This window comes from Chryseobacterium phosphatilyticum (assembly GCF_002899825.2).
GTDB lineage: Bacteria > Bacteroidota > Bacteroidia > Flavobacteriales > Weeksellaceae > Chryseobacterium > Chryseobacterium phosphatilyticum.
Genome location: NZ_PPED02000001.1, coordinates 1,317,912 through 1,343,031 on the forward strand (window position 1 = coordinate 1,317,912; position 25,120 = coordinate 1,343,031).

Genomic DNA, 25,120 nt, shown 5'->3' on the forward strand with positions numbered 1-25,120 from the left:
AATCTTACAATGGCGACACGTATTACAATAACAGATTCGGGACAAATTCAGGTTTTAAATGGCCCGGTAGCTCCGGATACCCCAGATGATTCGTTACAACGGATCTCTGATGTGTATTTTGCCAAAAAAGTGACTACAAACAATGGAACCAGGGTCAGTTTCACAAAAATTGACTCTGCTCATGTGCAGCAGGATCATAACAATCAGGCGATTCCATATGATTCCGTATTGGGAAAAACAGTATATCTGGTCATAGAGACCAGCAATATGACAGACCTGAGTATAGATGTGGTGATAAGACCTTCCACTGATGCCATGACCCAAAATACAGATACATTACAACTCATGCGTTTTGTATCTCCTGACCGATATGAAGCACAGAGGTTATTTACAGTACAAGTCGGAAATCTTGATGCGCTTAATAACAACCAGGGCAGCCATGCTCATTACAGTAATTTAAATGACCATAGCAATAAAGCCATTATTAAGCTGCAACTGAGACCTGACGGAAGGGCAATTTTTGATGAATGGACCGAAAGGCTGGCCGAGGGTATCATCAATCTGGAAGTAGCAGTAGAGAGAACAGACAATAATCCCTGTGCCTACAAAGATGGGTCGGAAGAAGTCAACGGAGCAGGTATTTTCCTGAATGATGATACAGGAAGATTCAGAGTGGTCAATAAAAATATATATACCATTCACCATGGTAGCAATACATACAATACTTTAACAGTAATTAATCCAGATCCTGAAAGAAGGAGAAGGATTCAGAAGGTAGTAAATAATCATTCTACGGAGGTTATTTATTTTTATTACGACCAACATGATAATGAACACAGGATTTGTTCCAGAATAAAAGAAAGTCTGACCCGAAAAAGAAGAGTTAATACAATTCCTCCTGTAGCTCAGAGAGGAACTTTGTTGCAAACGATAGATTACACCGCCAACAGAGCTGCAGGAGAAAATATAGATGCGCATCAGTTATTGGTGTATTCCAACGGAACTCTTGGTGATGGTGCTACCGACAAGTGGTATGCCAATCAACAGGGAAATGTAGATTTGGTGGATATGGATATTTTAGCAAACGCAGGCGTAGGGCCACAGATTTTTGAGGCTTTCAATTATAATCGGGATGGCGTCATTATCCGATATGGATTTCAGCATACAAGAAGACGAAGCATTCAGCCGGATTTGTTTGCGGGTTTCTTAGGTTCATTGGCACAATTCAGACAGGAAGGACACACCCATTACATTGTATCTCAAGGCTTTTCTTATGCTGATGCATCATGCTATCCCAGTGCAGAACACGTGAATGGAGAAGCAGGAGATCTGAATTTATTAACGGCTCAGCAGGATGGAGTAAACACCATCCTTACGGCAGCAAATTTTGATTATGATAATCAGGTTATTCTTCGGAATATCCTTTTTGATTACGGATTCGGATCGGGTCGGTCAGAGAATTTTTCCAACACCTCAAATGCCAGTACGGCAGACGATGCCAGCACACGATTGCCTCATACCACCCATACTGCCACTCCAAGACATAATAATCACTTGCATGTCCATGGTTTCACCCCAATATCAGATATCTATGCGTAACATTAATATTGCTTTTTTAACTGTTTTATTTTTCCTTTTTTCCTGCTATAGTAAGGCTCAAACTGAAAATAAAGCAATAAGTACAGAATCCCGCCCAGCAGATACAACATCTGTTTTCTTTAACACCAATACAAAGGATTGTATCAATCTGCCATTTGGATATTCAGATCTTTCAAAACGGATAACGGTTGACTCTGCTCTGGCTGCGATACAGGATAAGAATAAATTAAAGGAAATCCATGCACTACAATTTGAAAAGGGAATCAAAAAAGATTTTGTATTACTTCCTGAAGAATATGACGTTTCTCTACCTTTCAATAAAAATATCAATGAAAAAGACCGCATTGCTATTGCTTCTGATTATCTGTGTTATGGAGATTATTCATTGTACTTTATGGCGGTCTATAATACGGTTCGTTATGCTGATCCATTTATCGAAAGAATATACTTAGTTTCAACAAAGAATAACAAGCCGATCGATATGAAGAGAATCTATCTTCATCATGAAGGAGAAATGGGATTTGCCAACTATACCTTGTTCAACATAGACAAAAATAATATTATCTCTCTAAGGGATTATGAATTTAGCGAGAGTCCTTTTCAAGTAAACCCCTTACAGCAATACCAGATCCTTCCTTCCGGAAAATTTTCCCGATATTTTGATAAAGACGGGTTATATAAAAATAGTGAAGAACAAGGTGTGGTGAAAAATCACAGGAAAGAAGGAAAATGGATAGAAACCAAATCAAATGGCTCCATTAACCTACAACAATACCCGGAATTTACTGATCCTTATACTTATCTGGAAGCAGAATACAAAAATGGGCTCCCTTCCGGAACATGGAAATTTTATAAATTATTGCAAAAATATAATGAGGAAACGGGAGAACCCATAGTCAATACACGAAAAAAAGGACAATTAATTTATACTGAAATGTATAAAGACGGGATATTGGAAAAGAGAGAATTTCGTTAGAATAATTGGGGTAGTTCTCCTCTTTTTTGTTTACATAAAAATTGAAAGACTTCCAATCTCTTTAAATTTCATGTATATTCTGAAGTTTTTTCAACGTGAAGAAAAATTCAATTTATTAATAATATAACTATGCGGATACGCATCCGTTTAGAAAGAATCAATAAAGTTGACCTCACCCTTATTTCCTTAAAATAGGGTAATTGCAGTATACTATTGAAATCTGCCCATTCAAAAACAGGAATTTTAAATCGATTTATAACACTACAAACAGACCTGCATATTTACTTGTAATCAATTTTATGATTAAGCTCAATAGGGTTATTTTTCAAGCGAATATTTTTTTGCAAACTGTTTGTAATTTCCCTTAGACCAGGATTTATGGGGTTATTATTATTGTCACCAATGGTATATTTAATATTCTTTGCTTTAATTTCTGCAAAAGGATCATCATAATAGTTTTGTTGTAATTTTTGAAAAGTCAACCAATCAATTTCCTTCCCTTTCCGGAAACCCAATCTCTCATTATTTTTCATCATTTTGATTGCAGTCAGATCAAAATCAAAACTATTTGTGTCGTCTGATATTTTAACAATTAATCCTGGTAAACCATTAAATACATAGGGGCCTTCCAATACATTGACTGAGGGCGCAAACCACGCTGTCCAATGTCTTCCTCCATAATTCAATTCTGCTTGCTGGCAATCTAAGTCGCCTATCCTCATTTTATTTTTTAAAATAACCCATTTTTGCAGCTCATCAATTCTAATAAAGTATTTATCTTTCAACATAGGGGCTGTAATATGTTTTAAAATTTCTGATTTTGCTAAATCTTTTTGAATGTATAACTGATGAGCAAAAGTTGGTTGAGAACTCGTCCCAAAACCTGTTTTCTGGACCAAAGAATCTATCTTCTTCTCATTTTCTGAACGAAAAAGAGATTCTTTACCCATAATATCCAGAAAATACGTTTCTGTGACAATGTTTTTTGCTAATGAATTGGGTTTATATTTTAAGGAGTAGACTACGGTGATGTTTTGAGAGAAGAAAAGACAAGGAAAAAATAAAAATAATAACCTGACCATAATTAAAAAATCAATAGTTTGTGCTTTTCTCATATAAAAATGTTCAATTACGAGTTAATGATAAATATAAATTAACTAATAATTGAACATTATATTGTAGTATCCGTTGTGCAGTTTGTTACAAAACCTTTATGGTCTGATCATAATCAAAACCTATGTTATGAAGAATAATTATGATTAAAATAACACTAAATGACTATTTCAAACTGAAATTATTAAAATACACAATGGATATTTTAACTATAAATATTAAATATTTATTTCTTGTGATTTAATTAGACACACTGTTGGCAAATGCTACTCACTTCTCCACTGGTATTATAAGCTATATGAATACCACAAGAAAGTCCATAAGGAGCACACTGTGAATCACCACTACAAGTTCCTGAACCGCAATTATAGCCATCACTTGGTAATAATTTACCTCCGTTAAGTGTTTTCAAATCTTCTCTAGTTAATTTTCTTAATTTTGACATTTTAAATTATTAGTTTTTGTTGTTTTTCCTACTCTTTGTTAAGCTTTTCGGATACCGCTTTATTTTTCGCTAAAATAATAATTATACCAATACAATGTAAAATATATTTGAAATAATCTAATTCATTAACAATTTGAATACAAAATCAGCCCTACATAACATGAGTGCCACTTTCATCCTCATTTCTTATATTATGAAATTCAATCTATTATTGATATTCTCTGGCAACTATGGTAAAAAACTTATGAAAAAAATCAATATAAAATCCGAAAAAGTACCCGATTCAAAGTTTGATTCTGCCCTTCAAGGTCTCCATTACCGGAAGAATCCTTTTGTGTAGTTGTAGTAAAATAATTACATTGTAAACAAAAGTCTTTTTTTAACAGAATCTTTCAAAAGAAAACACTAAATATTCCGTTTAATTATTAAATTTGGCTAATGCGAAAGAATCTTTATCTCATCATTGTATCATTCTCCCTTACCAGTTGCTATACCTATCAGGTAAAAAAACAAGTGGATACTACGAACGGCAATAAGCAAGAATCTAAAAAAAATACAGCCCTTGCGAACTCTACGCTTATGAAAAATGGAGTAGCTGAGTCGCAAAACCCCAACACTCAACAAGCGCCTGTTCCGGTGAATGTTCAGGACAAACTTGCTGCTGGCAAAAATGTTAAAATTGATGTTGAAGGCAGGAGCTACAAAATAATAGTTGACAGATGGGAAAGTGACAGTCTGGTTGCTCACCCGGTTCATAATCCTAAAAAAATTCTGAAATTCCATAAGAATCAGATCAATAGCGAAAAAATAGCAGAAAAACGTTTTTCACAACCTATCGCTGATATTATTACAGTTACAGCTTATGCTGCAATAGGAGCCGGAATATGGTATCTTCTGCGCTAATTTTTTACAACCACCTCGTCAACAAATGTTTCAATCAACATATTCAAAAAAAACAAAAGCATCATTAGAACTATGATGCTTTTATATTAAATCCATAGATTCTCACCTACTCATACTTCGAAAAATCCACTGCAAAAATACATCTATTGACCTGGCTGCCATTCTGAGCTCCGGCATTGGGTTCATATTCTGTAAGGCTCCATAAATAATTATATTGGGATTCGAGATAGAGGGATTCAGCTCCATACGGCCATCGGTAACGTACCGTGTCATCGGCTCCATCAGTGTACCGCGCCAACCTGGCATTGGAGCCATAAGAATTGCTGGGAGATCCGGTACAGGAAAGCCATGTTCTATTTCCTTTCCGGAATACCCCTTGAATACCATGGGCATGGTTATCAGCAAAAAGACTGTTCTTTGGAGTTACACTTACAATTCCTGAGTTTTGAAGCATTCCACCGGGATCAACAGAAAAGCCAAAGACTTTAGGAATAATCGATGCGTCAGCACTGCCTGCATAATACTGGCCTGTCCAAAGCTGCGTTCCTTCATCATTCACCTGTATGGTGGAGAAAGGACTGGCATTGTTGATCTTCTGATATCCGGTCTGAGGCAATATATACCGATAATTGAAAGCGTATAAATTACCATTGGCATCTTTACCGCATTTATCATTGGTTGTATCCCCTGTGCTTACCTCAATCAATTTATTCAGATCAAATATCCGAACGCCAAGATTGGTACTGCTAAGATATATTTTCCCTTTAAAATAGGCAATTCCACCGGCATGCACCTTCAAGGGAGCATAAGAACCATATTGAGTGTAGGTGCTGACATTAGCAGGTATATCAGGCTGCACCAGCAGGATATGCCGATAAGTGAGATAGTTGCCTGAACCTGGGCTGATGTCGATCAGGGTAATACGGGAGCCTTTATATTCGGCATCATCTTTTGCATACCAGCTTACCAGGAGATAACGAATGCCATCTTTAGTAAATCCGGCAATTCCCTGTGGCCGCCAGATAGAGGTCGTTTCATCATCAGTATTCCAACGGATTCCTCTCACTCTGTTCTCTTCCGGAATGTTAAATCCGTACACTTCTGTGTATGCATTTCCACCAATAGCCTGACGGTTTTTATTGACCTGAGCAGGATTCAAAAAATTAAACCCTGAATTGATATAAGCACTGGTGTCTACAAAAGGATTCACACTTACATCTGTAGCCGCTTTTGCAGCATTTTTTAAAGGAAGCTCATCCTCCATCGAGGGTGAAGTTAATTGATTATTCTGGCATCCTGTGCCTGTCAGTGCAAGCATTAGCATCCATCCAAAGAGTTGTTTTTGAATCATAATCAGATAAGTAATAAAGCGTGAATGTAATAATTTCAATTGTCCACGAAGCTACCGGATTCCATTGTTATTGGAATTACCTCAGCATTAAATGTGTATTACATTTTATGATGTGCACTATTTTATTTTTCTGGTAAACACGACACGTTGTATTTGCTTTCTGATCATAATATTTAATTATATTTGAAAATCAACCAGCCAATCACTAAAAAATGAAAAATAGTAACCCTGAAATACAACTCAGACCCACAACAGTTGCTGATTTAGACATTCTTTTTCAATTTCAACTTGATCCTGAAGCGAATCATCTGGCAGCATTTACTTCAAAAGATTCCTTCAATAAAGAAGCTTATCTCGCCAAATACACCAAATTGCTGAATGATCCGACTGTTAACAACCAGACCATCGTGGTTGATGGTACCATCGCAGGAAGTATTGCCAAGTTTGTGATGGAGGGCGATACAGAAATCACTTACTGGATCGATAAAGCTTTCTGGGGACAAGGGATCGCCACAATAGCATTAAAAAATCTTCTTACCATTGAAACGACAAGACCTATTTTTGGACGCGTTGCCTTTGACAATACCGGTTCCCAGAAAGTTCTTGAAAAGTGTGGATTTACAAAAATTGGTACTGACAAAGGTTTTGCCCGAGCGAGACAAACGGAAATCGAGGAATTTATTTACAGACTTGATTCTTAGAGTTGCTTCTCTGCCTCTTCAATATTATAGGCAATCCTATGATCCTGATTTATTAAACGAACAAAAATATTGATGTATTTACTAAAGATGTTTTTATCGTAATGAACAAGTACAGGAAATAACTGGCTGCCCTGGTAATACCTTTTATTTTCTAATGCTTTGTGCATTGCCCTTTCTATTTCTTTTAAAAGTGGTTTGCAACTTTTCTTCAACAGGAAAATCTTTAGGTCAGATTCAAAAAACATCTTATCGTATAAATGTAGAAAATGTTTAATGTAAGGATATAGGTCGTGTTCATTTTTCCCATTAAAGGTCGAAATATACAACGCACGGGAAATTACATCATAAACATTATCTTCATGATAGAGTCTATGGGGTTCAAAATCTTCTTTCTCGTGCCACTTTTCAATAATAAAGCGATCAAGCAACTCAAACCCTTCTTTTATTGACCATGCCAATAAGATAAGCATTGCCTGATAAGCAATATGTTGATCCTGATGATGAAGCAGTCGTTTTAATTTTTCTACTCTTTCAATATTTATTTCTTCAAGCAGCTGTACTTCGTTCAAATCATATCCTTCTTGTCCTTCTTCATTATAGTAATAAAGAAGTTCATAGAGCTCATTATTCATCTTTAATTTAACTTAAAAAAGAAATACACTACCGCAGCCCATTCTTTCTGAATCCCTCTGGCATAGCCAATAGTACTTCGACTACTGTTTTCCACCGTTCCATCATTTTTGATATATCCAATGGTTGAGCGACTACTGTTTTCTACGGTACCATCTTTTTTAACATACCCTACAGTAGAACGGCTGCTGTCTTCTATGGTTCCGTCACTTTTGATATAACCGATTGTGGAATGATTCTTATTCTCTATGGTTCCGTCAGACTTAATATAACCGACTGTGGAGCGGCTGCTGTTTTCTATCGTTCCATCCGCTTTAATGTATCCTGTTGTACTATGACTTCCTGATTCTATGGTTTGAGCACTTACAACAGAAAGGTTGAACAAAAAGAAGCAAATGACTGCTGTTTTTTTCATGATTTTTAATTTTAATGTTATTATTTTTTGCTCACTTGAAGTATTCAAAAGTATTGATTAGTTTTTAAAAAAACAGCGCCACTTACAAAGAAGTGGCGCTATTTCAAATATAAATAAATTTTAGTTGTTATATTAAAATTTAATGTTTATCGCTTGATGACTTTTACCGTTTTCACAAAGGCATTAGCCGCATTTACTTTCACAAGGTACACTCCTGAAACGAATCCGGAAACATCAATGGTTCCTTTCGTATCATTAATCTCTTTAGTCAATACCAGTTGTCCTGCTGCATTATAAATGGTTACCGAATGAATCTTTTGATCATACGAGATCGTAAGGATATCCTGTACCGGATTCGGATAGACTTTCAACTGATCTTTATTTGTTGAAATTTTATCAACACGTAAAGTACCTCCTGAAGGGCAGTCAACCGGAGTGAAAATTGTTTTCTGAATATTGGTACCATCTCCTATCTGTCCTTTATCATTAAGTCCACAGCCTGATAAAAACCCATTGGTATCAACCACAAGTCTGTTGTACATATTGGCAGAAACACTTTTTCTATTGGCAGTTGTCCCTATTTGAGCAGGAGTAGACCTGTTCATTTTAGTTCCATCTCCTAATTGTCCATTCTGGTTATTACCCCAGGCCCAAAGTGTTCCATCTGTTTTTATTCCTGCAGAAGAATGGTAGCGATTGGCATTAGCACTCTGCCAGTTTGTTGCTGTTCCAATTTGTGTAGGAGTAATTTTAGCAACTGCGGTTCCGTCACCTAATTGTCCCCATACATTATTACCCCAAGCCCAAAATGTTCCATCTGTTTTTACTCCTACCGTATGGCTAAGCCCACCATCAACATTTTTCCAATTCGTTGCAATTCCAATTTGAACAGGTGTTTTTTTATCGACTTTGGTTCCATCTCCTAGTTCTCCTTCATTATTTTTCCCCCAGCCCCATAAAGTACCATTTGTTTTAATAGCAAGAGAATGAAGGGCGCCGGTAGCGATAATTTGCCAATCATTTTCTGTTCCGATTTGGGTTGGGATATTTTTCTTTATAGTGGTACCATCACCTAATTGTCCATAATAATTATAACCCCATGCCCATAGCGTTCCATTTGATTTTATTGCAAGTACACTACTATCCCCAGCAGCAATACTTGCCCAGTCAGATGCTGTACCCACTTGTGTTGGTGTATTTTTGCTAACATTGGTTCCATTACCTAATTGTCCATCGTAATTATCGCCCCATGCCCATAGTGTTCCATCTGCTTTAAGTCCTACTGAATAATAACTGCCAGCGGCTATTTTCACCCAATTATTTCCGGTTCCAATTTGTGTTGGCGTATTTTTTCCAATAGTCGTTCCATCTCCCAATTGGCCATAATTATTAGATCCCCATGCCCAAAGCGTTCCGTCTGTTTTGAGCCCTATCGAATGATAACCTCCCGCTATCACACTTTCCCAACAACCTGTTTCATTGGTAGGAAGAGTCGTAAATGAACCTGCCGAAATCCAGTTGACCGTGCTATATCCACAATCAGATGCTACCCACCAATAGTAAGTGGTATTAGGGAGTAAATTTGTCAAATTACCGGTTGTAGAAGATGTTTTTCCTTCTATACCTCCCAGTACTGAATTTGTACTATATAGATATGAATATCCTCCACTAGGAACGGAATTTGGTGCTGTCCAACTAAGAGTTGCCGAACTGGATGTAATATTAGAAGACATAAACTGTCCGGGAGGAATACAAGCCGGAGGACAAGCTACCGGTGTAAATATTCTCCTTTTAAGCCTTGTACCGTCTCCTATTTCTCCCAACTGATTATCACCAGCTCCTGATAAAAGACCATTGGTATTGATCAAAAGTGTATGGGCAGTTCCTGCTGAAATACTTTGCCAATTAGTACTACTCCCGATAAGCATAGGGGTACTTCTGTTAGTTGCCGTACCATCTCCTAATTGCCCATTGTTATTATTTCCCCATGTCCATAATGTTCCATCTGTTTTTAGGGCGATAGAAGAATTATTAAAGCCAGCATCAACAATTCGCCAATTGGTTTCTGTTCCGATTTGTGTTGGAATATACTTTTCAATTGTAGTTCCGTCTCCCAGTTCTCCACTGAAGTTATTTCCCCAGGCCCAAAGGGTACCGTCTGTTTTAATTCCTATCGACAGGTCTCCTCCTCCATCAATGCTTCTCCAATTTGTTGCGGTTCCTATTTTTGTTGGAGCTAATTTATCCAGCTTGGTACCATCTCCTAATTGTCCACTATTGTTATATCCCCATGCCCATAACGTTCCATCTGTTTTGAGTGCAAGTGTATGATCTTGCCCAGCACTGATACTTGCCCAGTCTGTTGCAGTTCCTATCTGTACAGGAGCATTTTTTCTGATTCTTGTACCATCACCTAACTGTCCATAGTTATTTTCACCCCAGGCCCAAATTGTTCCATTTGACTTTAGAGCTACTGTGTAATCGCTACCCGCAGCAATACTTACCCAATCTGTTGCAGTTCCAATTTGAGTTACGGTATTTTTGTTACTATTAGTTCCGTCTCCTAATTGTCCATCCTCATTACTTCCCCATGCCCAAAGGGTTCCATCTGTTTTGAGTGCTACAGAATGAAAATGACCTGCTGCAATTTTCAGCCAATTATTATCAGTTCCTACTGGGGTTGGTTTAGCATTGTTGGTATTGGTTCCATCTCCAAATTGTCCATAGGTATTATATCCCCATGCCCAAAGGGTTCCATCTGTTTTGATGGCTAATGAATGTAACCATCCTGCAGCAGCACTTTTCCAGCAACTTGTATCCGTGGTTGCAGGGGTCGTAAATGATCCCCCCGGCACCCAGTTACCCTGGCTCGATCCGCAATATGATGCGACCCACCAATAATATTTGGTACCCGGTAATAAATTGGTCAAATTCGCTGTTGTAGAAAGCGTAGCTCCCTGTATACCTCCAACAACTGTATGGGTACTATAAAGATACAGATATCCTCCATTAGGAGCTGACGTTGATCCTCCCCATGTAATAGTAGCCGTTGTAGAAGTTACATTGGTTGATGAAAACTGTGTTGGCGGAAGACAAGTTGAAGGACAGCTAATAGAAGTATAGGTAAATTTATGTTCATTCGTACCATCACCTAATTCTCCTTTATTATTGAGTCCACACACTTTTAAAAAGCCGTCGTTAGTTTTTACAAGAACATGATGATCTCCGGCATAAACCTGCATATTGTCTGAAGATGACCCTACGGGTGCAGGTGATGTAATATAGGTAGTTCCGGATGTACCGTTACCTGATGTCCCATAGTAATTGTTACCCCATGCCCATAGCGTACCATCAGTTTTAGTTGCCACTGTAAACTGCATTCCTGCGGATGCATTTAACCAATTGTTGGCCGTTCCTACCTTGGTTGGGATTGATTTTGAAACTACAGTTCCATCTCCTAATTCTCCGTAACTATTTCTTCCCCATGCCCATAGTGTACCATCTGTTTTCAGTGCTACAGAATGACTATATCCTGCATCAACACGATACCAATTATTTTCCGTTCCGATCTGAACCGGAGAATACTTATTGCCTGGAATTCCATTTACTCGTCCATCAGAATTATTACCCCAAGCCCATAATGTTCCATTTGATTTTAGAGCTAATGTGTGATAGCTTCCTGCTGAGGTAGCGATCCAGTCTGTCTCTGTTCCGATTTGTGTCGGGACCTTTCTTACAATTGAAGTTCCATCTCCTAATTCTCCCTCATTATTATATCCCCAGCCCCAAAGGCTACCATCTGTTTTGACGGCTAACACATGATAAAGTCCTGTAGTAATACTTTGCCAATTATTGGCTGTTCCAACCTGAGTGGGAGTAAATCTATCCGTATTAGTTCCGTCACCTAATTGCCCATAATCATTCTCTCCCCAGGTCCATAATGTTCCGTCTGTTTTAATTGCAACGGTATGATTATATCCGGTCTCTACCTTCAACCAGTTATTGGCTGTTCCAATTTGGATGGCAACATTTCTATCGATAGTTGTTCCGTCTCCGAGCTGCCCATTGGAGTTACTTCCCCATGTCCATAATGTTCCATCTGCTTTTATACCTGCTGAATGGTCACCTTTTGCACTAAGAGTCTGCCAGCAGCCTGAAGGTATTGGAGTTTCTATATTAATAACATTTCTAAAAACAGGGCCCCAAACACCAGCATTATCTTTGATACGGATATTGTATACGTGTAAGCCAGCGGATGGCAAAGCAATTCCTGTTTTGGTTAACTGTTCAAAAGTACTGTCAAAACTCCCATCAGCAGCTAATACTGGAGTACCATTTCCTGCTCCCGGATCAGTATCCCAAAAATATTCGGCCTGTGAAATCGCTATAATATTGGATGTTACAGGTTGCTGAACATTAATAACATTCGTAAAAACAGGTCCCCAAACCCCCGTATTATCTTTGATACGAACAGATAATTTGTGCAGACCATTACCTGGTGTAATAATTCCTGTTTTGGTTAACTGTTCAAAAGTACTGTCAAAACTCCCATCAGCAGCTAGTACCGGAGTACCATTTCCTGCTCCCGGGTCTGTGTCCCAAAAATATTCAGCCTGTGAAATAGCTATAATATTGGATGTTACAGGTTGCTGAACGTTAATAACATTGGTAAAAACAGGGCCCCAAACTCCGGTATTATCTTTGACACGGATAGATAATTTATGTAAACCATTACCTGGTGTGGCAATTCCTGTTTTGGTCAATTGCTCAAAAGCACTATTGAAACTCCCATCAGCAGCTAAAACAGCAGTTCCGTTTCCAACCCCCGGATCGGTGTCCCAAAAATATTCGGCCTGGCTTATGAATACTTGTGCCGGGCACAATATGACCATAAGCAAAGCGATTATACTATAGATATAATTCTTCATATTGTTCTATCATTAAGAATTATTTAGAAAAACCAGATCCACTTATATTTAATGTACCTCCACTGATTGTTCGTGGAGTTACCAGATAGTTTACCTGAGGTTTAGCTCCGCCATCTGTTGGCCAATAATTAATCCAACTGTTTGACCCACCATTGTGACCTGCATCGTTTCTTGTTAAATCTAAATCAGTGTATTTTACATCAGGATCTCCTGCATTTACATTCATCCCAGTTACAGTGAATGCTGTTTCATTGAAATTCATATTAACTCCTCCTGAATTATTACTTTGAGTCATCGTTCCCTGCGTCACAAATGGATTTGTAAATACATTGTAACTCGCTGTCACTGTCGCATTATTGTTATTGCTAATACACACATTGGTTGCTCCAACTACAAAAGAAGCGGCATTATTCATAATGGAAATATTCCCGGTGTTTCCATTATTTAAGTTGATGGAAAACGGGGCTATATCACCACCATAAGGGTCATAGATCGAATTATTAATAATCTCATTATTACTGCCTGTTTTAATAGCGTAAACAAAAATCCCGCGGCAAAAATTATTGTAAAATTTAAAATTATAGTTTGATTGTGAATGCGATACCCCAAAACTTGTAGCATTGCCATACACTTCAATATCAGATGTTGCAAGACTGGTATCTGTTGCCGTAGAATTAGCATAAATAGACTGTGCTTTATTAGCAGTAACTCTACCATGAGAAAAACTAATTTCCCCCAGCACGCTAGAACCGGAAATATTGGTAGTCGTATTGGCTTGATTGGTAATCACCTTATTTAAATAGCAATTATAAAGGTTTATCGTAGTTCTTCCTCCAGTGGTAGGTCCGCTTGCCACTAAGCTGTAAATGGAATAGTCTCCGGAACTTAAATTACTGATCGTTACCACTCTTCCTGCAGCTGGGTTAATGGTAATAGTTCCCTGAATAAAATATTTGTTGTAATTGGTTTCGGAAACAAAAGTTAACGATTTGTTGATGGTAAGATTTTCTACGTAGGCCGCTCCATTCGTTTTGGGCTGAATGATGATTCTGTCTCCATCCGAAGATGCAGTGATCGCTGCACTTACTGAAGAATAGGCTCCGCCCGCTCCGCCATTTCTAACATATAAATCGGCTGCAAAAGCCATAGTACTCGATAAGCCTGCGAAGGCAATGATTAGTAGTTTTTTTGTCATAATAGTAAAAATAATTGGTTTAATATTAAATGAATATCTTGATTTTTAATACTTTTCCTGATTGAGTATTGAACAGCATATAGGTAAATGAAATCATACTCAGACAGAAGCTTGAATCAATGAATGAACATTGATTTTGAAAATATATTGGTTGATAAAATCGTGTAGCACCATACCTGATACAACAACAAACTTCTTCCAGTATCCCTGAAAAACACTTTTTTCTCTTGAATGGGCAACAAAACACCTTTTATTCTATCTATTATAAGGCATTGCTTCTGTCAGATTTCAGGAAAATAAGCCGAATAACGATATTCGACTTCATGTCTCTAAAGGAATTCTGAGAAATTGCTATTGTTCTTAAATTGTTTGAAACAATCAGTTTTGATGAATTGTTATAAATACAGTATCATTTTGTTTATTCATGGTTTAATTAGTTTTCACGCTTAGGGTCTTAGTTTTTTAAAAAACACAATACAATCAATTATGATTTTATGTTGTTGATTGCAAAAATATATTTTTATTACTAATCATCAAATAGTTAATCAAAAATAACCATAATTTTATCTCTATAATTTTTTATGAACTAAATAGTAATCTTCTATATATCCGCCTTGTCGTTTGTCCCTTGCTTTACCTATTTCAGATATAATCAATATACCAACATCTAAAAAAACAGATGTTGGTATATTGAAGGCTATTTATATTCTTTTTTTGACAGACAACTCACATCAATGTTGTCAAAAGTTATTTAGCATAATGAGGTTTTTATGTACTCTGTCAAATTGCTTATTTAACCTAAGCTCGAGAGGTTGGAATCCGGGACTTACTTTGGATTTTTTTTAAAGTGTCCGTAAAATTTGCTCTGGTACTATGGAAAAATTAACAAAAATACAGGGTACTTCTATCTTCCATCTATTTCAAGACAGTATCATAAATTTGGTTCAGCAGGTCTTGTCTCAGTTTTGAATTTCTCTGATCAAGAAGGATAATAATTCCCCACTTCTTAGCCCTATTGTAGCAAATGATTGAAGATTGCCCCATAGAATCACCTGACTTTAAATAGATAGTATTCTGGTCATCGGTACTGATATTCAACCCCAACCCCATTTCTCTCTTTTCATCTTTATAATAGATTTTTTCGGCCATTACAGAGGCTTTTCCTATGGCGGTTTCAGTATTTAAAACCGCTTTTAAATAGGTAACCATGTCAGAAGCATTAGATTTAATTAATCCTGCAGGTGCGGTAACATTCCATTTAAAGAATTCCTGAATGCCTCCGCTAGGATTATGAGCAGTGGTGATGTTTTTTACATTAAAATCCTTAGTGAGTGTATGGGTCATTCGAAATGGCTTTACTATTTTAGCTCTGATAATTTCATCATAAGTCTTGCCGTATACTTTTTCTAGTATTTGGCCCAATAAAGTATATCCAATCGTAGAATAACGATATTTACCATAGTCTTTTAACTCAGTGCAATCATTGATCATGATGGCAAGTGTTTTCTCTGTGACATTGCTTACAGGCTGTTGAGGATTCAGTTCAATCAATTTTGCAAAGTCTATATCGGGTAAACCTGATTGATGAGAAGCCAGGTCGGAAATCTTAATTTTATTTTTAAGGTTATCATTCAGTACATAATCTTTGGGAAGAAAGCGGTCTATGTAATCATCTAATTTAAATTTGTGATCAATAACTGCCTGAGCAATTAAATTAGATGTCAGAATTTTAGTAATCGATGCAATTTCGAATATAGAGTTTTTATTAATTTCATTTGGGCTCTCAGCATTTAAACGGCCATGTGCAATATAATGTTCTTCATTATTTTTAATAAAACCTACACTTATACCGATGTCAGGATTTTTTTGATGGCTTGCATTGATTATTGAATCAATTTTTTGGGTAACATCTTGTCCAAAAGATAAGTTGCTTATTAGTAAAAGTGTTGCTGCAAATTTTAGTGAAGTTTTCATTGTATCGTTTTTTTTATGTTTAACAATTATTTCGATACAAAGATGTGGAAGAGGGTAAACCTATGCGACCGAGTAAAGGTAATCGGTCCCATTTATTTAAAAAAATAAGTACGAATCTTTACGAAAGAAAGTACGAGTAATCACAAGTCACTGATTTATAAATTATTACGATAGTATGTCGGGGTATTCCCCGTATGTTTTTTAAAAGCAGTATTAAAAGAAGATTTGGAATTAAAACCTACTTCATACAAGATTTCAAGGATGGTGACTTTACTTTTTGTAACATCTTTTAAAATTTCCATGGCACTTTCAATACGGTAGGTATTCACGAAGTCATAAAAATGTTGCCCCAACTGATGGTTAATTAAAACCGATAATTCCCGGGTAGGAATCTGAATGTTTTCAGAAATATCCTGAATGGTCAGAGAAGGATTGAGAAAAGGTTTTTCCTCAATCATATACCTTTTTAATTTCAACAATTCCTCATTGTATTTTTCTCCATGAGTTATTAATTGTTCCTGATTTCTTTCTTCTAAAATAATTTCCGCAACAAGTTGTAATTGTGAATCTACATTCCTGAATAAATCAGGGTTGTTTAATGCTTTGAATAGATACCAGCAAACAATAAACGGTTGCAATACCAGAATTCCAAATTTTATCCATTCAGAGATGTAAGGATAATCGGAAAATTTGAAAATATTCTTTAAAAGAGCAATAGAATATAAGACAGTAAGCACAATGGTAAACTGAAACAGCCAGTTATATGAATTAATATGAGTGCCCGCATGATTTTCAAGGTATAATTTTTTGGTCTTTTTCAAGAGCATAAAAACAGCAATAAAATAGACAACAAACTGAATATGGAACAGAATATGAACGAATTGTAGTTCTACCATTTGCTGGCGGTTGATAATAAAATCAATTTTAGAAGCAGCATCTACTGTATAAAAACGAGGAAACAAAACAATATTTACGATCAAAAAGGGAAGCAGATGGAGAAGATACCGGGGCTTAAGCATAAAATCATAATAACACACCGACATGACATAGAGATAAAAGACAGGAATCTGTAAAAAAGCCAGTGTGGTTCTCAGCATTCCCAGGTTCGAGGGACCTTCAACTATTAAATTAAATAAAGGTTCGCTTACATCTGCTGCTGATAGTATAAGAAAAACGGCAAAAAGGATATTACTTGCCTTGTATTTTGTTTTAACCGTAAGCAGGAAAAATGAAAGAATTAAAGAAATAAATATAGAGATTACAGTGACAATAAGCAGCACATTAATTTTATCCATTCCTTACTCTTCTTTGTTTATGGTTATCTTATTTTAGGGTTTTATCAGAATCAAAACAGTTTTTTCCGAAAATCCAATGGATGCAAATATAAAAATTAGATTAACATTTTTGTTTCTTTTTATGGCCGGAAAAATTTCAATGATAATATTTTAAATAAATTTCATTGTATTGGTCAGCAAATCTGCTTGAGTACAATCTATTACCATCCGGTCTGGTTACGAATTTCAAAGTATCTTTCTGTATATAACTTAGGATCAATTTTAGTTTCCAGTATAGATAAAATTCTTTTGAACTGAGGTCCGGGGTAAAAACTCTTATTCAACTTTAGTCTTCCCCCGGAATAATAGATTGTAACTGCTGGTGTTTTATATTTTCCAAGTCTATCCATATCCACCTTTGTAATATCATCCCAGGAAATAAAATACCTTTTAAAGCCTCCAACAAAATGGAGTGCATTGTTTAAGACAATAAGCTCTTGACGGGTATATACAAACATGGAAACAGAAATAAAGAAAATCAGCGGAGCTAAAAGCAATATCCAGCCTGCATCTTTTATCATGAGAACTGTAATACCTAATACAAATACCAAAGCACTTAGTATCCGATAGGTTATTTTCTGCCATCGCGATATTGAAAACACTTCTTCAGTTAACAGTTCTCCCATAAGGTAAATATATGATTTTACGGGATGTCTGACACCATTCCAATATTAGAATCATGAACTGGTAACAGGGAGCCCAATTCAGGAAAATTGTAACCCAAAATCTTTGAATTTGGTGTACAAACCTTCTTCATCGTACTCATAAAGTAATCACATCAATTAAATGATGCCCTGAATTCCAGTGGAGAAAAAGAAGTACGGTTTTTAAACAGGCGGTGGAAAGATTGAGGATGTTCAAATCCCAGTTGATAAGCAATTTCAGAAACCGACATTTCTGTAGTAGATAATAATTCTTTTGCCTTTTCAATCAATCTGTTTTGAATATGTTGTTGCGTTGTCTGCCCTGTTTGTACCCTGAGCATATCACTGAGGTAATTGGCACTCAAATTCAATTCATGAGCTACAAAATGAACAGACGGAATGCCATTGATGATCAATTTATCATTCCTGAAATAGTCATCCAATACACGCTCCAGTTTTGAAAGCAGATCATTGTTTACTTTTTTTCGGGTTAAAAACTGGCGATTATAAAAACGATCACAATACTTCAGTAAAAGTTCAAGATTAGACACCAGCAAATCCTGAGTAAAAGAATCCATATTGATCTCTATTTCCTGCTCCACATTAGCTATAATATCCAAAACTGATTTTTCTTCCTTTTCAGAAAGATGCAGAGCTTCGTTGGCTGCATAGGAGAAAAAGCCATAATCTTTCACTATTGAAGCTAAGGGATAACCTTGAAAAAAATCAGGATGAACCACCAGCACAAAACCTCTCACTCCGTTCAAAAGGATGTCTTCGAATTGCAGAACCTGATGAGGAGCAATAAAATACATGATGCCTTCATCAAAATCATAATACTGCTGTCCATATTTGAATTTTCCTCCGGCACAGTCCTTCTTCAATGCAATGACATAAAAATCAGTTATTACCGTGCTAAGAATAGTTTCCGGTGCCAGTTTTACCTCATCAAAATTAAACACGCTGATCAGAGGATTTGAAGGCTTTTTCAATCCCAAAAACTGATGGAGTGTGCTGATTGATGAAACTTTCTCCGGTCCTTTCATAGGTTAATTTTCAAATTTAGTTATTCTAAGGTAAGGATTTTATTGTTTTCCTGAAAGTTGCTCACTCCTGATATGACTAATCCCTTGCTTGTAATCCGTTACCTGAAATTCAGGAAAACGATTTCGAAACTTAGAATCATCAAATATATTATCATGTTTGTATCTTGGAAGAAGTTCCAATAATTCTTTCACTCTTTGATTAAATAAAGAACCAATGGTAAAGAAAAATTCAGGAACTACAGAATATTTCAAATCTTTTCCATAAATATCTGAAGCCATTCTTATAAATTTACGATATGTTGGGTGGCTTTTATCAACGGGAAGGTGCCAGGTTTGCCCGTATGCATCCGGCGTATTCCCAATTAAAGCGGTGGCACGGCTGGCATCGGGAGTCCATATCAAGCTTCTTTTCTTATCAGTACTTAAAGGAACTTTTAGTTTTTTTCCTTCCTTAATGTTATTAAAAATCAAAGTATTGGTAATACTTTGTGTTTTGCCAGGTCCGTAAAATTCGGGTGCACGACAGATCACCGCTTCCAGCTCACCGGATTGTATTTCCTTCAACACCATTTCCGCCATTTGTCTTCTTACTCTTCCTTTTCTTCCTACAGGGGCAAATAAGGTATTTTCATTCAACACTCTTCCATCCTGCGGATACATGTAGGTGTTATCAAAGAACACAAGTTTTGTTCCATTGATTTTGCAGGCATCAATCACATTCCGAAGGATAAGTAGAAACTGTTTTTCCCATAAATCAGAACTTATAGGAAGACCCAAAGTGAAATAAGCAATCTCACTACCTCTTACCGCTTCAATAGCCTTTTCACGAATAGAAAGATCTGCTGAAAATACCTCATCGGTATCATTTATTTTTGTTGCATTTCTGCTGACAATCCGAATATCTGAAGTAAAATTTCTTTTTAATTCTCTGGCCAGCTCTTCGCCAATCTGTCCGTTGGCTCCTAATATTGTTTGCATAATCTATATTTTTTTATTTCTAAAGTTAAAGAGCAAAGAATTGGATAATTTATCAGTCAACAACGAGTATACAATTCTTTTGTTTTAACAAGGCAAAGTTCGGAAGAACAGAAACAAAGAAAGTATCTCAATTAGGGGAAGTTGTAACAGAATCTCTGTTTTCAAGATTAGCATCGGAAAAAATCAAATTTTACAATTCACTAGCCATCCATTGGGAAAATTATCCATGATGAAGCGTGGAATATCCATTTTATCAATTCTCAAAACACGGCAACTTTGTACTGTTAAAATAATCCAACAAAATTTTAAAAATAAAAAATTATGACAACTACAACATTTACCGTTCCAACCCGCGAAGAAGTATCATCTAATAACCAGACAATTTTTGATCATTTGCAAAAAGGATTAGGATTTGTTCCCAATGCTTACGCAACAATTGCGTCAAGCAAAACAGCTCTGGAAAACTACATGACTTTCACGAATGCTAAATCATCATTGAATAAAAAAGAAAAAGAAGTCATCAATCTGGTGGTGAGCCAGGTTAATTCTTGTACATATTGTTTGGCAGCTCACACGGCAATTGGTAAAATGAACGGTTTCAGTGAAGACCAAACGATCGAAATCAGAAAAGGAGGTGCCTCATTTGACAGCAGGTTTGATGCATTGGCAAGATTTGCCAAAGAAGCAACAATCAACAAAGGTAATGTAAGTGAAACAACCTTAAATAATCTTTTGAATCAAGGCTTTACCAAAGAAAACATCATTGATATTATCCTTGCAGTAGCAGATATTTCGATCACAAATTACGTGAATAACTTAACTAATCCTCCTATTGATTTTCCTCTTGCCTCGCAATTGGATTAATCATTTTCCTCATACCACACAAATCACCTGATTTGTGTGGCTTTTATAAGATTAATGCCACATTTATTACCTTTACATTTTATAATCTCCGCCTATGTCAGGACAGAATAATTATACACTGATCAATCCCGGTACCGGGAATCTTGCCTTTAAAATATTTGATTTTGAAAGTTGTGAACGTTTCGATCATCTTCAGCGTAATAATTTCTTTTCGTTAATTTTTATCAAACAAGGTTTCGGAGAGGTTAAGGCCGATTTCTCAAAACATCAGTTTCAGGACGGGGCCATGTTTGCGTTCTCTCCGTATCAGCCGTTTTTATTTTCTTCTGACCGAGAATGCAGGGGATTTGCCATACACTTCCACCCTGACTTTTTCTGCATCCATAAACATCAGAATGAAGTGGCCTGTAACGGAGTCCTTTTTAACAATATTTATGAACCACCCTACCTTACATTAAGTACACCACAGCAGGAACAAATCAATAGCATTGTTTCACAACTTAAAAGTGAAATGATGAATAACGATCTTGCCCAATATGAACTTTTGGTAGCCCACCTGAAAATTCTGCTGATACATCTTTCCAGAATAAAAATGGAACAAAAACCAGAAGAGTCCAAAGAGTTACTGAAGGGTGATAAACCTTTTGTACTGCAAAATTTAAAAGATGCTATAGAAAATCATTTTAAAATCAAACACTCTGCCGGAGAATATGCTGATCTTCTGAATATTTCAGCTAAGGCACTAGCCAAAATAACAAAATCCCACTTTAATAAAACGGTCACTGAATTAATTTCAGAACGTATCATTATTGAAGCCAAGCGTGAGCTTTATCTTACTTCAAAAACTGTCAAAGAAATTGCCAGTGAACTTGGCTATCAGGATGAATATTACTTCAGTCGTTTTTTTAAAACCAATGCAGAGGTTTCTCCACAAATATATCGTGATACTGTAGGATTTGCTGTTGCAGAAAAATAACACCGTGATCTATTTCAGAAATTCAACTGCAATGAATTTTACGACAGAAAGCATAAGATTGAGCTCTACAAAAAACGGTATTATTACAATGAATGATACCGTTTTTATTTTCTGCTTACTATCTGTTATTTTAAGTTAGAATTGGCTTTTTGAATAAAGTCATTCCATTGGGTATTCAGATGATTCAGAGCTTTCTCTTTTTCTTTTTCGTTCAGAGAAGAATAATTAATAGAATTAAAGACAAGCTTCTTCAATGCTTTTACATCCAGCTCCCAGTACACAAATGCAGTCCAGAAATCATAGCTTAAACCTTCATATCCATAGACACTCGGATCATCACTATTGATAGAACATTGAATGCCATTGCTTAACATCACTCTGGCAGGATGATTTCTCATATCGCTTACATAACCTAAAACCTGGTTACTGATCGGACTTACCTCAACCAGTTTATTTTGACTTTTAACCATTTCCATAGATTTCGGGAAATAAATCAGATTAAGACCATGCCCGATTCTTTTATTATCCAGTAATGAAATATCCAGAACATTTTTATTAAAGACAGACGTACTTTCACCAGCATGAAGGAAAAGAGGCATTTGTACTCCATATTTCCCGGAAAGTTCTTTCAGTTTTGTCCAGTTTTTTTGAAAAGAATTGATGCTGTGTCCCGCTGCTTCATCTGCAACAAGATCAAAACCCGAAATCATGTCCGGAAATTTCTTCTTCAGGGTGAAAGCAATTTCAAGCTGTTTTTCAATACTTTCAGGATCTAAAAATTTAAAGCTTGAATAAATTAATTTCAAACTAAACTGAGGATCTGATTTCCGTATTTCTTTAACAATATCCTGCAAATCTGTTACCGTAGTTTCTAATGAATATTTTCCGTGCTTAAAATCATAAAGCTCATCAAAAACATATCTGATCTCCACATGTTGTACCTTATCATCTAATAATTCCTGAAACCCTTCTTTATAATATTCTTTGAAAAAAGGACGATATGGCAACAGCAGGTTAATACGGGTAAAACGCTTCTCAAATTCAATCCAGTAATTGTTGTAACTGCTTAAATTATCTCGTTTCAAGGTAAGAAGTCCCAATAATTCTTTTTCAAAATCAGGTTGCGCACTCAATTTTTTATCAAGACTGACAAATCCCTGAGGTACTTTTCCGGTCTCAAAAAATGCGAGCTGACCATAGATAAATTCTTTGGTATCTTTTTGAACGAAAACATAGCATTCCTTATATTTCCTTGCTGCCGAAATAACCCATTTCATGCTGGCCAGCCCACCGCTATGGGTATGCAATAACCCACCCTTAGGCATCGTCTGGAAAACTTTAAACAAGGGGCTGTTTTCAATCAACGGTTTTATTTGATTGAAAGAACTATTATAGATAGGAATTTTTTGTTGCTCTGCTTCACTAAGGAACTTCCTTCTTACCTGAAATAATTTTTTATCCAACGCAAGTTCAGCATCAGATAATTGTATATTGGCATCGAAAGCCATTGCTGCATTCTCTCTTTCTAATAAAGTCCACTTCTGCTGATAAGCAGATTGTTCGTCCACTTTAGTTTGGGCTCCCAACAATGGAAATCCGCAAAGCAGAACGTAAGTAAAATATTTTCTCATCATAATTTGGGGATCTTTTTGCACAGTCATCTATTCTTCTTCCTCTCTATACAAAACTACGCAGATAAAATAATCTTCAAAAATATAACTAATTTTTCTGTTAAAATACCCCAATCCCATTAAAAAAGTAAAAACCTTTCATCATCTTAAAATGGAGATGGTTATTTTTTTCCCTGAATTCGAAAGATAATAATGCCATAGAATCAGGATATCAATTAATTTTAATCTTCCACGGGTTTAAATGACTTTAAGATTTTTACGTACCCAAACAACTTATTTGATTCCCTACTGAAAGGAGGTCCTAAATTCCATTGGAGAGAGATGGGTCTTATTTTTAAATAATTTTGTAAATGACTGTGGATGTTCGAACCCGAGCTCATACGCAATTTCACTAATAGATAAATCTGTTGTGGATAGTTTTTCCTTGGCTTTTTCAACCAGTTTATCATGAATAAACTGTTGGGTACTCTGTCCTGTCAATGTACTCAGCAACCGACTGAGATAATTAGGAGAAAGATGAAGCTCTTGGGCTATATAACTTACTGTTGGAAGACCTTTTGTTACAAGATGATTACCGTCAAAATACTCATTTAATATGACATCCAGACGATATAAAATTGTGTGATTGGTGATTTTTCTTGTGATAAACTGTCGCTCATAGAATCGTTCACAATAATTTAGTAAAGTTTCAATATGTGAAATAATAATGCTCTGGCTAAACTTATCAATACTTCCATGATATTCCTGTTCAATATTTTCTATAATCCTATTAATTGTTATTTCTTCTTTTTTGGACAGGAATAATGCTTCATGAACTGAATAATCAAAAAAATCATAACTCTTTATGGTTTTTGCAAGGGAAGTATTCCATAAAAAGTCAGGGTGAATCAACAGCATCCATCCGGATTGTTTTTCCTGAGAGCCAACCCCTGCTTCAATTCTGAATACCTGATTGGGAGAAATAAAAAACATGGTTCCCTCATCAAAATCATATTCCTGCTGCCCATATTTCAGTTTACCGTCGATTCCAATTTTCAAAGAAATCTGATAAAAATCCAATACCCAATTGACCTCTCCAATATCATCCGGTCTTCTGACAGCATTATAATCCACCACACTGATCAAAGGATGTTCCGGAGGTGGTAATCCTCTTGAACGATGAAATTCGGTGATGCTTTTTATCCTTTTTGTGGTCCGTTGTTCCATAGTGATAAAATTACAAATTGTTTTGGCACTAACATTCTTCTTTATTTAATTAACCATTGATTACGGGATATACATAGATTTTGTATTACTTTGAATAGAAACAGACTATTTTATTATACTGTTGTTGAATAAGCACGTTCACTTTAGAAGAAATCAAAGGTTTTCAAGACCAACGTGTACTTATTGTGCATGAAGTTTGTCATTTAAATAA

The 25,120-nt window shown here is 36.1% G+C and carries 20 protein-coding genes; 6 read left to right on the top strand and 14 right to left on the bottom strand.

The window, feature by feature from the left end; translation table 11 throughout:
• Positions 1 to 9 precede the first annotated feature (9 nt).
• Both C1631_RS06125 and C1631_RS06130 read left to right on the top strand, forming a co-directional pair.
• Complete coding sequence (locus C1631_RS06125; RefSeq protein ID WP_103248709.1) at positions 10 to 1,599, top strand: hypothetical protein; 1,590 nt, start codon at positions 10 to 12, stop codon at positions 1,597 to 1,599.
• Positions 1,592 to 2,575: a hypothetical protein gene (locus C1631_RS06130; RefSeq protein WP_109711108.1), complete on the top strand. Its 984-nt coding sequence runs from the start codon at positions 1,592 to 1,594 to the stop codon at positions 2,573 to 2,575. The genes C1631_RS06125 and C1631_RS06130 overlap by 8 nt, the downstream gene beginning before the upstream one ends.
• Before the next feature lie 281 nt (positions 2,576 to 2,856).
• Here C1631_RS06130 and C1631_RS06135 read toward each other — a convergent pair whose 3' ends face one another.
• Positions 2,857 to 3,690, bottom strand: coding sequence for a GLPGLI family protein (locus C1631_RS06135; protein ID WP_103249839.1), 834 nt, complete (start codon positions 3,688 to 3,690; stop codon positions 2,857 to 2,859).
• Positions 3,691 to 3,932: 242 nt separating this feature from the next.
• Positions 3,933 to 4,133 (bottom strand): hypothetical protein, encoded by a 201-nt coding sequence (locus C1631_RS23845; protein ID WP_123966604.1) that lies wholly within the window; start codon positions 4,131 to 4,133, stop codon positions 3,933 to 3,935.
• Between the two features lie 438 nt (positions 4,134 to 4,571).
• Between C1631_RS23845 and C1631_RS06145 the strand changes: the two genes are divergently transcribed.
• Positions 4,572 to 5,036 carry a hypothetical protein gene (locus C1631_RS06145; RefSeq protein ID WP_109711110.1) on the top strand — a complete coding sequence of 155 codons (465 nt, stop codon included), beginning with the start codon at positions 4,572 to 4,574 and terminating at the stop codon, positions 5,034 to 5,036.
• A 106-nt stretch (positions 5,037 to 5,142) separates the two neighbouring features.
• On the opposite strand, the gene C1631_RS06150 is transcribed toward C1631_RS06145, so the two are convergent.
• Positions 5,143 to 6,387: a hypothetical protein gene (locus C1631_RS06150; protein ID WP_123966605.1), complete on the bottom strand. Its 1,245-nt coding sequence runs from the start codon at positions 6,385 to 6,387 to the stop codon at positions 5,143 to 5,145.
• Positions 6,388 to 6,599: 212 nt separating this feature from the next.
• On the opposite strand from C1631_RS06150, the gene C1631_RS06155 reads away from it, so the two are divergent.
• The gene (locus tag C1631_RS06155; protein WP_109711114.1) at positions 6,600 to 7,088 is read left to right on the top strand and encodes a GNAT family N-acetyltransferase; all 489 of its coding nucleotides are present in this window, start codon (positions 6,600 to 6,602) and stop codon (positions 7,086 to 7,088) included.
• Here the strand turns inward: C1631_RS06155 and C1631_RS06160 are convergent.
• The 9 genes from C1631_RS06160 to C1631_RS06200 form a co-directional block, all read right to left on the bottom strand.
• Positions 7,085 to 7,720: a hypothetical protein gene (locus tag C1631_RS06160; protein ID WP_103250185.1), complete on the bottom strand. Its 636-nt coding sequence runs from the start codon at positions 7,718 to 7,720 to the stop codon at positions 7,085 to 7,087. The genes C1631_RS06155 and C1631_RS06160 overlap by 4 nt on opposite strands.
• A 2-nt stretch (positions 7,721 to 7,722) precedes the next feature.
• A complete protein-coding gene (locus tag C1631_RS06165) occupies positions 7,723 to 8,133 on the bottom strand; it encodes a 5-fold beta-flower protein (protein WP_109711489.1) in 411 nt (136 codons plus the stop codon).
• Between the two features lie 146 nt (positions 8,134 to 8,279).
• Entirely contained in the window at positions 8,280 to 13,061 is a 4,782-nt protein-coding gene (locus C1631_RS06170) for an RCC1 domain-containing protein (RefSeq protein WP_109711116.1), read from the bottom strand.
• A gap of 19 nt (positions 13,062 to 13,080) precedes the next feature.
• On the bottom strand, positions 13,081 to 14,256 hold the full coding sequence (locus tag C1631_RS06175) for an autotransporter outer membrane beta-barrel domain-containing protein (protein WP_123966607.1): 1,176 nt from the start codon (positions 14,254 to 14,256) through the stop codon (positions 13,081 to 13,083).
• A 915-nt stretch (positions 14,257 to 15,171) separates the two neighbouring features.
• Positions 15,172 to 16,230 carry a serine hydrolase domain-containing protein gene (locus C1631_RS06180; protein WP_109711120.1) on the bottom strand — a complete coding sequence of 353 codons (1,059 nt, stop codon included), beginning with the start codon at positions 16,228 to 16,230 and terminating at the stop codon, positions 15,172 to 15,174.
• Positions 16,231 to 16,385: 155 nt separating this feature from the next.
• On the bottom strand, positions 16,386 to 17,525 hold the full coding sequence (locus tag C1631_RS06185; RefSeq protein ID WP_109711122.1) for a helix-turn-helix domain-containing protein: 1,140 nt from the start codon (positions 17,523 to 17,525) through the stop codon (positions 16,386 to 16,388).
• A gap of 200 nt (positions 17,526 to 17,725) precedes the next feature.
• On the bottom strand, positions 17,726 to 18,190 hold the full coding sequence (locus C1631_RS06190) for a hypothetical protein (RefSeq protein ID WP_123966608.1): 465 nt from the start codon (positions 18,188 to 18,190) through the stop codon (positions 17,726 to 17,728).
• Between the two features lie 152 nt (positions 18,191 to 18,342).
• Positions 18,343 to 19,254, bottom strand: a complete 912-nt coding sequence (locus C1631_RS06195) for a helix-turn-helix domain-containing protein (protein WP_103248985.1) — start codon at positions 19,252 to 19,254, stop codon at positions 18,343 to 18,345.
• Between the two features lie 39 nt (positions 19,255 to 19,293).
• The gene (locus C1631_RS06200) at positions 19,294 to 20,232 is read right to left on the bottom strand and encodes an NAD-dependent epimerase/dehydratase family protein (protein ID WP_109711124.1); all 939 of its coding nucleotides are present in this window, start codon (positions 20,230 to 20,232) and stop codon (positions 19,294 to 19,296) included.
• 321 nt (positions 20,233 to 20,553) lie between these two features.
• On the opposite strand from C1631_RS06200, the gene C1631_RS06205 reads away from it, so the two are divergent.
• Positions 20,554 to 21,096, top strand: a complete 543-nt coding sequence (locus tag C1631_RS06205; RefSeq protein WP_103249965.1) for a carboxymuconolactone decarboxylase family protein — start codon at positions 20,554 to 20,556, stop codon at positions 21,094 to 21,096.
• Positions 21,097 to 21,190: 94 nt separating this feature from the next.
• The gene (locus C1631_RS06210; protein ID WP_103249966.1) at positions 21,191 to 22,072 is read left to right on the top strand and encodes a helix-turn-helix domain-containing protein; all 882 of its coding nucleotides are present in this window, start codon (positions 21,191 to 21,193) and stop codon (positions 22,070 to 22,072) included.
• Positions 22,073 to 22,197: 125 nt separating this feature from the next.
• Here C1631_RS06210 and C1631_RS06215 read toward each other — a convergent pair whose 3' ends face one another.
• Together C1631_RS06215 and C1631_RS06220 are read right to left on the bottom strand one after the other, a co-directional pair.
• The gene (locus C1631_RS06215) at positions 22,198 to 23,706 is read right to left on the bottom strand and encodes an amidohydrolase family protein (protein ID WP_109711491.1); all 1,509 of its coding nucleotides are present in this window, start codon (positions 23,704 to 23,706) and stop codon (positions 22,198 to 22,200) included.
• Between the two features lie 282 nt (positions 23,707 to 23,988).
• Positions 23,989 to 24,909, bottom strand: a complete 921-nt coding sequence (locus C1631_RS06220) for an AraC family transcriptional regulator (RefSeq protein WP_109711126.1) — start codon at positions 24,907 to 24,909, stop codon at positions 23,989 to 23,991.
• Positions 24,910 to 25,120 lie beyond the last annotated feature (211 nt).